Origin of the sequence: Desulfobulbus sp. (assembly GCF_030824455.1) — a bacterium.
In the GTDB taxonomy this organism is placed as follows: Bacteria; Desulfobacterota; Desulfobulbia; order Desulfobulbales; family Desulfobulbaceae; genus Desulfobulbus.
This window is the reverse complement of record NZ_JAVBXR010000117.1, coordinates 15,475-28,497: the sequence shown is the minus strand read 5'-3', so window position 1 is coordinate 28,497 and position 13,023 is coordinate 15,475. Positions and strand designations below refer to the sequence as shown.

Genomic DNA, 13,023 nt, shown 5'->3' with positions numbered 1-13,023 from the left:
TTTACATCGTTAAAATGTAATACATGAAGGCGACAAAGGCTATGCTTAAGGCCCGGAAGCTCTGACTGAACAGGATCAGCTCCGCCGCCAGCACCGGCTTGAAGATGCCGGCATAGTAGGGGTATTGATGCCGGACGGCGCGGACCGGCGAGGAGAGAATATTGCCGATCAACAGGACCAGCACGATTTCCCGCCCGCTCATCGAACCGCTGGCCAGGAGCGAGCCGGCGGCCGCCAGCCCGGCGGTGAACTCGGCGGCCATCTGAAAGGTGAGGATCGACAGGGCCTGGGGCGTGAGCCACGACAGCCAGGCAAGATGTTGGCCCATGAATTGCTCGGCGGCGGTAAAAAACCCGGCCTCGGAGAGATAGTAGAAAAAGATGTAGATCGGCACGGTGTAACTGATGATTTTGCGGATGCGCCGTTTGAACCGTTTGATGGTATTGTTGAGGGCGGACCGAAAAGGATTGGCCGGATCTGCGGGCAGCGGGGCATATTCGATTTCGCTGTTGCCCGCCGGCAGCAGCATCCGTCCCACGCAGGCGATGAACAGGGTGCGCAGCACCGCCGCACTGATGGTCAGGCCGATATAGACAAAGGCCGCGCCCTTGATGATCGGAGCGGCAATGAAAAAGGTGGTCGGCAGGTGAAGGAAATTGCTGGGCAGGCTGTTGAACAGGTTGGCCAGGATCAATTCCTTGCGGCTCAATTTTTTATTGTCGTATCCTTCGGCGAGCATGGTGTTGGCGGCCATGCCGGAGAAAAAGCAGAGGGAAAACGAGGCCCCGGTGAGCGGCGAGAGACGCCCGAATCGGGTCAGCGGCCGGGCGACCACCGCCAGCTTGCGCGTCCAGTTGAGCGATTCGATGAACAGGGCGGCCAGCAGGCCAACGGCAAGATAGACGAGCAGGCGTAAGAGCGGCCAGCCGAGGTGGAGCCAGAGATGGGTCAGGGTCTCTTGTGTGATCATGGGCGGGCGGACGTAAAACGTTGATCGGGGGATAGTTCGATCACCCGCGCGAGCACGCTGCGGCCGCCAACCTATCCTTGCATGAGGCGGCACTATATACCAGATGGAAAAGAGAGCAAGGGGACACTGTGGTCAGGATCGTGACAACCGAGAAAATACCGCTGCTGCTGTGGGCGGATGCGCTGGACGACGAGGCCTTGGCGCAGGCGCGCAATCTGGCCAACCTGCCCTGCGCCTTTCACCATGTGGCGGTGATGGCCGACGCCCACGTGGGCTACGGCATGCCGATCGGCGGGGTTTTGGCCGCCGTGGACGCTGTTGTACCCAACGGGGTGGGGGTTGACATTGGCTGCGGCATGCGGGCGGTGCGCACCGGTCTGACCGAGATCGAACCTGCGGCGCTGAAAAAGATTTTGGCAGGTCTGCGCAAGGCCGTTCCCCTGGGGTTCAAACACCACGACAAGCCGCGACCGCTTCGGGTCCTGCCCGATCCTAGCTCCATGGATCGCATCGATCAGGAACTGCCGGTGGTGGCCGAGGAATTCGCCAGCGCCCGGCGGCAGCTCGGCACCCTGGGCGGCGGCAACCATTTTATCGAGCTCCAGCGGGGCAGCGACAACCGGATCTGGCTGATGGTCCATTCCGGCAGCAGAAATCTTGGATACAAGGTGGCCGGCCATTACAACGCCCTAGCCATGCAATTGGCCCGCAATCAGAAGGACGCGGTCCCCAAGGAACAGCAGTTGGCCATGTTGCCGGCGGCTTCGGAGGAGGGGCGGCGCTATCTGCGAGAGATGAACTACTGCGTGGCCTTTGCCCGCGCCAACCGGGGCGAGATGATGGCCGCGTTTCAGGAGATCGTGGCCGAGGTCGCCGGCTGCGATCAGTTTGGAGAGCCGCTTGATGTGGCCCACAACTATGCGGCTCGCGAAACCCATTTCGGCCAGGAGGTCTGGGTGCACCGCAAAGGAGCCACCCGCGCTTTGCTGGGCGAATACGGGATCATCCCCGGTTCCCAGGGCAGTTGCAGTTATATTGTCCGGGGGCTGGGCAATCCGCAGTCGTTCATGTCCTGTTCCCACGGCGCCGGGCGGGTGTTGGGCCGAAAAGAGGCTCAGCGGACGCTCAACCTGCGTGAGGAAATCGACAAGCTCAACGCCCGCCATGTCCTCCATTCGCTGCGCAACCGCAGCGATCTGGAGGAAGCGCCGGGGGCCTACAAGGATATCGGCAAGGTGATCGACAACCAGCGCGATTTGATCGAGGTGGTTGTCGAGTTGCAACCCCTGGCGGTGCTCAAGGGCTAGCCGCGTTGGCCTGTTTAGCGAAAGGCGAGCGCCGACAACGGCAGCAGGCTGTGGGCATACAATCCCTTAGGGTCGCCGCTGTGCAGCAGGAAATCGAATTGCTCGACAGCGGCGCGCTGCAGAGGAGCAGGCAGCAGTGGTGAGCGGACCATCCGGGCGACAAGGGCCTCAACCGGTTGGTCGGCCCGCTTGAAGCGTTCCAGGTAGTTTTTCGGCGCAAGCTCAATGAAAAAGCCGTTCTCCTCGGGTACCTTGGCCAGTCTGGCCGCTTCGGCAACCGCCTCTTCCAGGTTGCCCAGTTTGTCGACCAGCCCCAGTTGCAGCGCGGTCGCGCCGTCCCACACCCTTCCCTCGGCAATTTTTTCCACCTGCGCCGGGCTCATCTTCCGTCCCTTGGCGACGATTTCGATGAACCGCCGGTATCCTTGCTCAACTTCAGATTGGATGGCCGAGGCCTCCGCAGCGCTCATGGCGGTGGTCGGGTTGCCGAAATGGGCGATGTCGGTGGTGCCGACGCCGTCGCCGTGGACGCCGATCTTGGCCAGGGTTTGTTCCACCGTGGGGATGGCCCCGAAGATGCCGATCGATCCGGTGAGGGTGGTCGGCGCCGCCACAATGGCGTCGGCGTCGGCGGCCAGCCAATAGCCGCCGGAAGCAGTCATGGCGCCCATGGAAACAACCACGATTTTCCCTTCTTTTTTTGCCTGAACCAGCTCCTGGCGAATCAGTTCGGAGGCAAAGGCGCTGCCGCCGCCGGTGCTGATCCGCAGGACAATCGCCTTGACGCGCACGTCCTGCCGCGCCTTGCGGATGCGCTTGATCAGGTCGTCGGCGCCGATCTGACCGACAGCCCCTTCCCCAGGCAGAATGTTGCCCGAGGCGGTGATGATGCCGATCAGGTCTTTCTTGTTTTCAGCATCGGTGTACGAAGGAACAACTGTTTGCAGGTAGTCCTGGAAGCCGATGTGGTTGAAGCTTTTCTTGTCGGTCGATGTTCCGACCTGCTCCTTGAGCATCTGTTCCAATTCCTGATGCGTTTTCAAGCCGTCCACCAGGCCGGTGGCCAGGGCCAGTTGACCGCGGTCGCCGTCCACCGAGGCCAGTTGCGACACCATCTGGTTGACGTTGTCGGCAAACACCCCTGGATCGAGTTTGCGGCGCTGGACGACGTCGGCGCTGTAGGCCTTCCACAGGTTGCTCAGCCACAGACGGTTGGATTCCTTGTCCTCGGGCGACATGTCGTTGCGCAGAAAAGGTTCCACCGCCGATTTGAAGGTTCCCACTCGAAAGACGTGAAAATTGACCGCCAGTTTGTCGAGCATCTCTCGCATATACAGCCGAAACACCGAAAAACCGTGGACATTGACTGCCCCCATGGGGTGGAGGTAGATCTTGTCCGCCCTGGATGCCAGATAATACTGGGCCTGGTTGAAGGCGTCGCCCAGGGCAACGACCTGCTTGCCGGTCGTTTTGAAGTCGTCCAGGGCCGCGCCGATGGCCTGGATCTGATCAAGGCTGGCATTGCCCATGCGGTTGGTGTTGATCACCAGCATTTTGATCCGCGGGTCGTCGGCGGCGACCACAACCGCGTCAAGGACGTCCTGGAGAAAGGTTTCCTCATGCAGCGGCGTTCCGGACATCTCGCTCAACACCTTGGCAAGCGGGTCCATGGGCGAGCGCTCCTCGACAATGTCGCCCTCCGGCGCCAGCACCAGCGCGCTGCCGTTGGGCACTTGGACCTTGGGCGTATACAGGGCGGCGGCTAGGCCGAGGAGCAACACGCTGAGAAAAATAAGGTTGGTCAGCACCGTCAATCCGGTGCTGAGGAACTTCCATAGCCAGCGCAGGGGCAGGAAGAGAATCTGAAAAAATTGTTTCATGGTCTGTCTCGCAGCGGGAAAAGAGTGGAGGGGCGCATTGGCAATGCCGGGCAGAGGGCTGGAAGCGTTTGTTGAGCGCGAAGTGGCGCTAGGGCGCTAGGGCGCTGGGTCAGCGTTGCCCGACAGAGATGCATTGGAGAGAATACCGTATTCAGCCATGCCGGAGCAAGCGGAATGGGTTGCGCAGGTGAGTTTCCGGGAAGTTGCGGGAGGGTTTGGGAGTGTTGCGGGCGTCGGGGTTATTGGCCGCACCCGCTCCCGCCGGAGAAGGCTGGAGAGGGGGGAGGGTTGATTTCCATCTTGAGCGCCTGGGCCAGTTCGTGGAGGGAATAGGGTTTTTTGACGAACTGGCTGATGCCCAGATCCATGGCCCGGTTGATGTCGTCGGCGTTGGAATAGCCGCTGGTGATGATCGCCTTTTGACCGGGGACATGCCGCAGGATTTGTTCGTAGGTCTCGCAGCCGTTGATGCCCGGATCCATCAGCATGTCGAGGATCACCAGATCCACCGGCGTTTTTTTGACGTACTCCACCGCTTCTTCGCCGGAGGTGACCGTCAGCGGTTGGTAGCCCAGCCGGGCGAGGAGGCGGCTGGCGATTTCGCGTTGGCTCTTCTGATCGTCGACCACCAGCACCCGCTCGCCGTTGCCCTGGTATTGGTTGATGATCGGCGATTGCAGCGCCGGTTTGCAGGCTCCGAATTTATTGACCGGGAAATAGAGGGCAAACATTGAGCCGCCGCCGTTGCCGCTGACCACGTCGATGAAGCCGCCGTGGTCGTGCACGGTGTTCCACACCACGGCCAAGCCCAGGCCGGTGCCGCTACGGCCCATGACCTTTTTACTGTAAAAGGGGCTGAAAATCTGCTGAATGTCCAGAGGGGAGATGCCCGGGCCGTCGTCTTCCACCGAAATCATCACGTATTCGCCCGGATCAATAGTTTCGTATCCCTGGTGAGGCGCAGTAAGGCGAACGTTCTTGGTGGACAGGGTGATCTGGCCTTTGGTCTGGATGGCTTCCGCCGCGTTGTTGACCAAATTCATGATTGATTTGCTGAGGTGCATCACTGAGCAGCTGATGTTCTGCAGTTTGCCCTCCAGGTAGGAGGCGACCTTGACCTCCGGGTAGCGCTGGCAGATTTCCTTGAACTCCACCGAGTTGAGGTAGCCGCTGATCAGGGCGTTGACGTCCTGGACCTCTTTTTTGCAGGTCGCGCCCCGGGCCACGGTCAGCAGATCGTTGACCACCGCCGCCGCCCGTTTGCCCGCCTCGCGGACCATCATCAGTTCTTCCCGGTATTTGAAGTCCTCGCCCAGATCCATCAGCAGCAGTTCCGGGTAGGTGATGATGCCGGCCATGATGTTGTTGAGGTCATGGGCCACGGAACTAGCCATCAAACCAAGCGATTCCATGCGCTGGGCGTCGGCCAGCTTTTCCATCAGGGTTACTTTTTGCTTCAGGGCAATTTCGCTGTCGGTGACGTCGCGGATGGCGGCCACCTGCACCTGGCGGCCCTGGTAATCAATGTGTTTGACCCGAAATTCGACCGGAAAGGCGGAGCCGTCCTTTTTCACGCCCCGGGCCTCGAACGGGCCAATGGTTTCCGGGTCGGCGGGGTAATCCATGGCGCGGATGGTGTTGCGGTCCAGCAGCACGTCGAAAATCTGTTTGCCCAGCAGTTCGGTTTCGGTATAGCCAAACATTTTGCACAGTTGCGGGTTGGTCTGGAGCAACTCGCCCTGATCATAAATGATGATGCCCTCCCAGGTGGCCTGGGCCAATTGACGGAAACGTTTTTCGCTGTTGTGCAGATCGCGGGTGAGCTGCTTGTGCTGAATGCTGCGGGCCACGGTTCGCAACAACCGTTCCGGCGCGCAGGGCTTGCGCAGGTAATCGTAGACGCCCTGGCGCAACGATTCCACCGCGTTGTCGATGGTGGCGTTGCCGGTGAGGATGATGATCGCGGTGCCGGGATGCTCCTCGCGGATGCGGGCGGCAATCAGGTTGCCGCTGAAGTCGGGCAGGTTGATGTCGATCAGGGCGACCGAAAAGGTCTGTTGCTGCAGCAGGGCGAAAGCCGCTTCGCCGCAATTGGCCACCTGCACCTGATACCCTTCCGCTTTGAGCAAATAATCGAGGCTGGCGCTGAAACGAGCTTCATCATCAATGATGAGAACGGTGTGCATGGTGTGTATGGCCTGCATGATTTTAGAAGGAAGGGTAGGGGATGCGGTGCGGGTTGCGCATGCGTGAGACCGGGGGTGTTCATGAAAAAAGGTTGGTGGATTACGTTACCCGTCATTCAAGCGTGTTTGCTTTTAAATGTCCATGAAAAAAGTCAATTGTATAGGAGTGACAAGGGATTCAGGCCGGAAGCGTAAGGGTGAACACCGTGGCGCCGGGTTCTGTGGCGTAGGTCAGCGAGCCGCCCATCCGCTGCGCCAGATGGCGGGCTATGGGCAATCCTAAACCGCTGTGACGGCCGGTTTTGGTGGAAACGCCGGCCCGGAAGAGGGCGTCGCCCACGGCCGGGTCGACGCCCGGGCCATTGTCCTCCACGGATAGGACCACGGCGTCGCGGTCGCGGCGGGAGCGCACCGTGACCACGCCCTGCGAGGGGGCGGCGTCCAGGGCGTTGCCGAGCAGATTTTGCAGGATCTGGCGGAGACGATTGGCGTCGGTCTGCAGGGTCAGGGGCTCTTCGCAGGGGACATACGACAGGCTGAGGTTGCGGTCTTTGGGCTGCGAGGCCCGGAACAGGCTGACGATTTCTTCTAGCAGGGGATGGACGAGGAGGGGTTCCACCGCAAGTGGGTCGCGTTCCTGCGCCAGGTCCTCCAGGCCTTGGGTGATCTGGCTGATCCGCTCCAGCTCGTTGTCGATGACGGCGACTTCCGCCTGGATGGATTCGCCCTGCGCGCCCTTCCGCTCAAGGATGTGGAGGTAGTTGCGGAGAATGGCCAGCGGATTGTTGATTTCGTGGGCAATCTTGCGGGCCACCAGGGTGGCTGCGGCCAGCCGTTCGGCGGCGATGCGCTCCGCCTGTTCCGCCTTGCTTCTTTCCAGGTGCAGGGCCACGGCGGCGTGGTTGGCCAGCAGCTGCAGCGGCGTCGCCTGGGAGGTCAGGGTGCGGAATGATTTTTTCCACAGGCCGATCAGCAGCAACCCCTCGGTTTGGCCCCGATGGATCAGGGGCGCTGCGGCCATGCCCTCGGTTGCCAAAAGCCCCAGCAGTTGTGCATCAAAGAGATTGGGTGCGCCCTTGCCGGCAGGCTTTTCCACGAATGAATGGCGCAAACGCTGTTGCCGGAGGGCCTGGGCGGGCAGGCTGTCGGGGTGCTGTTCCGGCGCAAAGACCAAGCCGCCGGCGTCCCGTGCGAGGTTGTTGTCCTCTGAGGGGTGGGCGCGCAACTGACCGGTTGCGCCGTCGGGCAGCAGCAGCAGGCAGGTGTCTTCGTTGAACAGGATTTTCAGCCCCTGTTCCACCGCGCCGACGATCTGGTCGCGGTTTTCGGCGCGCAACAGGTTGTCGAGCAGGCCGCTCAGTTGGGAGATGTCGCGGATGCGGTTGATCAACCCCAGCGAGGTTTCTTTGTGGGCCGCCTCGCTTTCCGGTTCCTGATCGTGCGAGGTCTTGCCGTCGGGGGGAACGCGAATGCCCATCTGCTCGGCCAGCAGCGCAATTTCTTCGTCCAGGCCGGCAAAAAGCGACGCCACCTGGTCCGGGCTGAGTGCAAACAATTGAGCGGCTGCGTCCAGCCCTTCCTGGTTGCCGGAATCGCTGTGGCTGAGCAGGTCGGCCAGGCAGGCAATTTTGGTCAGCGGCAGGGCCTGCGCCACCTCCTCAAGGGGATGGTGGTGATAGCGGATGGCGTCGGCCAGCAGGGAAGGCAGCCGCCACTGCTCGCACAGCCAGGCCCCGGCCTGACAGTGGTTGACGTGCAGCTTCTCCTCTTCGAGAAAGGCGAGCCGGGCGTTGTGGCAGCGCACCCCCTTGAGCAAAAGCGGCGCGTAGGTCCCGGGAAAGGCTCTCCATAACAGCAGCTTGCCGATGTCGTGGAGCAATCCGGCCAGATAAGCCCCGGCCGGATCGGGATGGGCGACGGCAGCGGCAATGTTTCGGGCCAGCAGGGCGCTATGCAGGGAATGACGCCAAAAACGGTCGATGGCCAGCATGCCGTTGCTTTCCACCCGGCGGAAGACCTGCTGCACGGAGATGGAGATGGCCAGATTCCTGACCGCGTCCATGCCCAGATAGACCACGGCCTGCTCGATGTCGGCGATGGCCTTGCGCGCGCCAATAAACGCGGAATTGACCAGTTGCAGCACCTTGGCGCTGACGGCGGCGTCCTTGTCGATGATGCGGGCAATGACCTGGAGCTGGATTTCCGGATCGTGGCAACTGTCGATCAGTTGCACCAGCACCTGCGGCATGCTTGGCAGGTTGCCGGAGATTTTGAGATTGTAAAGAATTTGGTGCTGGCTGTTCATCGTTGGCTGGGGGAGGAAGAATTTTATCCAAGCATAACGGATGTTGCCTGTAGAGCAAAGCGTTTTGCAAAAATTCAGCGGCGCGCAATCGGCAGTTGTGGATTGTCGGCCGGGCGGTCAGGGCCTGGTTCCTCTCTCGAACCGGTTCGACGCAGAGAAAATTGCCTTGACCCCCTCCGGCGCGGTTGGGTAGTGTCTCGGCCATTGGTTGGTCCACGGTTCATTTTTCCCAAGGGGGCGCGGTTGTGAAGGTAAACGGACAGGCATATCGATCCATTTGGTTGGCGGCAGACGGCGTTGGGGTTGAAATTATTGATCAGACCCAGCTGCCCTTTCGCTTTGTGGTTGCTCGGCTCGACACCCTGGAAGAGGCGGCAACGGCGATCAGCCGGATGCTGGTTCGGGGCGCGCCGCTGATCGGGGCCACTGCGGCCTACGGAGTCTGCCTGGGGCTACGGAGCGGCGCCTCATCGGCCGCCCTGGAAGAGATGGCGGTTCGCCTGATCGCCTGCCGTCCGACCGCCGTCAATCTGCGCTGGGCGGTGGAGCGGATGCTGCGCGTGCTCCTGCCTTTGCCCGAGGAACAGCGTCTGCGCGCCGCCTACCAGGAGGCCGGCCGGATCTGCGAAGAGGACGTCGCCGCCAACGAGGCCATCGGCCGGCACGGCGCGGCCCTGATTGCCTCCTTGGCGGAGAAGAAAAAGCTAGGTGAGCCGGTCAACATCCTCACCCACTGCAACGCCGGCTGGTTGGCCACTGTGGACTGGGGCACGGCCCTGGCGCCGATTTTCAAGGCCGTGGAACAGGGGATTGCGGTCCATGTCTGGGTGGACGAGACCCGGCCCCGCAACCAGGGCGCGAGCCTCACCGCCTGGGAATTGGTGGCGGCTGGCGTACCGCACCACCTGATTGTCGACAACGCCGGCGGCCATCTTATGCAGCACGGCCTGGTCGACTGCTGCATCGTCGGCACTGACCGGACCACGGCCAGCGGCGACGTCTGCAACAAGATCGGCACCTATCTGAAGGCGCTCGCCGCCTTTGACAACCAAGTGCCGTTCTATGTGGCCCTGCCGGGCTCGACGGTGGACTGGAGCGTGGACAACGGGGTTGCGGAAATACCCATTGAGGAGCGGGGCCAGGAGGAGGTGCTGCGGCTGCAGGGCCAGGACGACGAGGGAACGCTGCGCGCCATCGCCATCGCCCCGGCTGCGACGCCGGCGGTCAACCCGGCCTTTGACGTCACCCCGGCCCGGTTGGTTTCCGGTTTGATCACCGAGCGGGGCGTCTGCCCGGCCAGTCGGCAGGGGTTGCTGGGCCTCTATCCGGAGCAGGGCAAATAATGGATTCCAATCTGCGCCTGCAACTGCTGGCCATTGCTCGGGCCATGAACAGCCAGGGGCTCAATCAGGGAACCTCCGGCAACGTCAGCGTGCGCGACGGCGAAGGGTATTGGATAACGCCCTCGGCCCTGGCCTATGATTTGTGCCAACCCGAAGATGTGGTGTGGATGGATGGAACCGGTCAGCCGCAGGGGCGTCGCCGGCCTTCGTCGGAGTGGCGGATGCACGGCGACGTCTACCGGCGCTATCCTCAGGCCGGCGCGGTTCTTCATGCCCACAGCCTCTACTGCGCCACCCTGGCCTGCCTGGAGCGCTCCATCCCGGCCTTTCACTACATGGTGGCCGTGGCCGGCGGCGATTCCATCCGCTGTGCCCCCTATGCCGTCTTTGGCTCCCAGGCCCTTTCGGACGCGGCAATCGAGGCCCTGCGCGACCGATCCGCCGCCCTGCTCGGCCATCACGGCATGATCTGCTTTGCCGCCGATCTTGATCAGGTTCTGGCCCTGGCGGTTGAGGTGGAAACCCTGGCCCGGATGTATCTCCAGGCCCTCCAGGTAACGGAACCGCCGGTGTTGCCGGCTGCGGAGATGGCCGAGGTGCTGCGTCGCTTCCAAGGGTACAAGGCCGTCTGAGCGTTCCCCTCGTCGGCTGAGACGCCGCCAGAATGGGCTGGTTCCTCGGCCTGAACCCTAGCGTGGCAATGTAGGGACAGTGTATTGAATTGCCGGACAGTTCCATCTCGTCTGCGCTCGATATGCGCGATGGTTCCCGCTCGCACCCAGCGTGAACCATCACACATCCGTTCCTGAAGACTCTCCGCTGAATGCTCCCCGTTTCCGAAGTCAATTCAGCCGAGATAGAGCAGGGCCCCAATCTGGTAGACCGCCACCGCCAGGATAAAGGCAAACAGGGTGTTAAAGGCCATCGAAAAAGCGGCCCACTTCCACGAGCCCGCCTCCTTGGCGATGCAGACCACGGTGACAAAGCAGGGGGCATAGAACATGATGAACACCATCACCGCCAGGGCCACCACCGGATTCCATTTGGGATCCTTGGCCAGCCGGTCGCTGAGCGAGGTCGAGGCGTCCGGGTCGACTGCGCCCAGCGAATAGGCGGTGCCGAGCGTTGAAATAATCACTTCCTTGGCGGCAAACCCGCCGATCAGGGCGATGTTGGTGCGCCAGTCAATGCCGGCGTAGCGGCTGACGCTCTCAAAGGCAATGCCGATCCGGCCGCCAAAGGAATGGCGCAATCCTTCCATGGCCTCGTCCGCCTTGATCTCCTGCAGCGCCTTGGACATCGCCTCCTCACCCGCAGCGGCGTGAAGCGTCTGCGCCTGTTGCCGCTGCTGCTCGAACTGGGCGACCCGGTCCTCGGGCAGTCCCGGATAGGTCATCATCGCCCAGATCAGCACCGAGATGCCAAGGATTACGGTGCCCGCTTTTTTCATATACTGCCAGGTCCGTTCCCAGGTGTGGATGAACAGGCCTTTGACGGTCGGGAACCGGTAGGGCGGCAATTCCATCACAAAGGGGGTGGAGGCCCCGCGAAGCACGGTCATGCGCAGAAATTTGGCCGCGCACAGGGCCACGATCCAGGCGGCCAGGGTGGCGAGAAACATGTAGCGGGCCTGATGAGCCGAGAAAAAAGCCCCGATCAGCAGGGTCAGCACCGGCAGCTTGGCGCCGCAGTTCATAAACGGCACGGTCAGCAGGGTGGCCAATCGCTCCTTGGGGGAGCGTAGGGTGCGGGTGGCCATGACGCCGGGCACGGCGCAGCCGCCGGCAATGCCGCCCGAAACGATGAACGGCATCACCGAGGAGCCGTGCAGGCCGAAAAAGTGAAAGATGCGATCCATCATGAAGGCGACCCTGGCCAGGTAGCCGGAATCCTCGAGCACCGCAATGCCGAAAAACATGAACATGATGATCGGCACAAAGCCGAGCACGCCGCCGACGCCGTCGACCACGCCTGAGGTTATCATCGATTTCAACGGTCCGTCGGGGAGCAGGGCGTCAATGCCCTGATTGATCAGGCCAAAAAAGCTGGCCAGCCATTCGACCAGCACCGTGCTGTAGCTGAAGGTGAAGGTGTAGAGCGCGAACAGAATCCCGGCCATGATCAGCGGCCCGAGAATTCGGTGGGTGACGATCTTGTCGATTTTGTCCGTGGCGTAGAGCCGGTCGGCGACGAATTTGCGCGTGACCACGCCCTGGTGGATGATCGACTTGATGTAGCCGTAGCGGTGATCGGCGATCACCGCCTCCGGATACACGCCCAGGGTGTCCTGGAGGTGCTGGACGACCTCGTCGCAACGCGCGGTCAGTCGCTGCGCGGCCTCCGGATGGGTGGCCAAGGCCTTTTGCACGATCTGCTCGTCGTTTTCCAGAAATTTGACCCCCAGCCAGCGCAGGGGGTAGACGGCGGTCAGTTCCGTGCATTGCTCGATGTCCGGAAGCATGTCGGAGAGCGCTTCGTCGATGTCCGAGCCGTAGCGGAGAAAGGCGGGCTGGGGGCGGTCTTGGGAGGCCGCCGTCGCCAGCACGGCGTCAAGGAGCTGGTCCACGCCCCGGCCGTTGCGGGCCACGATGGGAATCACCGGCACGCCGAGGCGGGCGCTCAGTTCCTTGGCGTCGATGGTGATGCCGCGTTTTTCAGCGGCGTCGACCATGTTGAGGGCAATCACCAGCGGCGCTCCCAATTCCAGGAATTGACAGCTGAGATAGAGATTGCGCTCCAGATTGGCGGCGTCGACCACGTCCACCACCACCTCGGGTTTTTCATTGATGATGAAATCACGGGCCACCAGTTCCTCAACCGAGTAGGCGGTCAGGGAATAGGCGCCGGGCAGATCGACCACGCGCAACCCCTGGCCTTGATGTAGGCAGCAGCCTTCCTTCTGTTCAACGGTGATGCCGGGATAATTGCCGACATGCTGACGGGCGCCGGTGAGATGATTGAACAGGGTGGTCTTGCCGGCGTTGGGGTTGCCGGCCAGGGCGATGGTCAGGGCTTTTTCCATGGGTTTGCTT

At 61.9% G+C, this 13,023-nt stretch carries 8 protein-coding genes; 3 read left to right on the top strand and 5 right to left on the bottom strand.

Annotated elements, in window-relative coordinates; translation table 11 throughout:
* Nucleotide 1: 1 nt before the first annotated feature.
* The gene (locus RCH93_RS15425) at nt 2-970 is read right to left on the bottom strand and encodes a hypothetical protein (protein WP_306549313.1); all 969 of its coding nucleotides are present in this window, start codon (nt 968-970) and stop codon (nt 2-4) included.
* 128 nt (nt 971-1,098) lie between these two features.
* Here RCH93_RS15425 and RCH93_RS15420 point away from each other — a divergent pair, with 128 nt between their 5' ends.
* Nucleotides 1,099-2,277, top strand: coding sequence for an RtcB family protein (locus RCH93_RS15420; RefSeq protein WP_306549312.1), 1,179 nt, complete (start codon nt 1,099-1,101; stop codon nt 2,275-2,277).
* A gap of 14 nt (nt 2,278-2,291) precedes the next feature.
* On the opposite strand, the gene sppA is transcribed toward RCH93_RS15420, so the two are convergent.
* The 3 genes from sppA to RCH93_RS15405 form a co-directional block, all read right to left on the bottom strand.
* The gene (gene sppA / locus RCH93_RS15415) at nt 2,292-4,157 is read right to left on the bottom strand and encodes a signal peptide peptidase SppA (protein ID WP_306549311.1); all 1,866 of its coding nucleotides are present in this window, start codon (nt 4,155-4,157) and stop codon (nt 2,292-2,294) included.
* Between the two features lie 239 nt (nt 4,158-4,396).
* Entirely contained in the window at nt 4,397-6,343 is a 1,947-nt protein-coding gene (locus RCH93_RS15410) for a response regulator (RefSeq protein ID WP_306549310.1), read from the bottom strand.
* 178 nt (nt 6,344-6,521) lie between these two features.
* Nucleotides 6,522-8,648 carry an HDOD domain-containing protein gene (locus RCH93_RS15405; protein ID WP_306549309.1) on the bottom strand — a complete coding sequence of 709 codons (2,127 nt, stop codon included), beginning with the start codon at nt 8,646-8,648 and terminating at the stop codon, nt 6,522-6,524.
* A gap of 245 nt (nt 8,649-8,893) precedes the next feature.
* Here RCH93_RS15405 and mtnA point away from each other — a divergent pair, with 245 nt between their 5' ends.
* Nucleotides 8,894-9,991 carry an S-methyl-5-thioribose-1-phosphate isomerase gene (mtnA, locus tag RCH93_RS15400; protein WP_306549308.1) on the top strand — a complete coding sequence of 366 codons (1,098 nt, stop codon included), beginning with the start codon at nt 8,894-8,896 and terminating at the stop codon, nt 9,989-9,991.
* Nucleotides 9,991-10,623: a class II aldolase/adducin family protein gene (locus tag RCH93_RS15395; RefSeq protein WP_306549307.1), complete on the top strand. Its 633-nt coding sequence runs from the start codon at nt 9,991-9,993 to the stop codon at nt 10,621-10,623. The genes mtnA and RCH93_RS15395 overlap by 1 nt, the downstream gene beginning before the upstream one ends.
* A gap of 215 nt (nt 10,624-10,838) precedes the next feature.
* Here the strand turns inward: RCH93_RS15395 and feoB are convergent, their stop codons facing one another.
* Nucleotides 10,839-13,013, bottom strand: coding sequence for a ferrous iron transport protein B (gene feoB, locus RCH93_RS15390; RefSeq protein ID WP_306549306.1), 2,175 nt, complete (start codon nt 13,011-13,013; stop codon nt 10,839-10,841).
* Nucleotides 13,014-13,023: the final 10 nt, after the last annotated feature.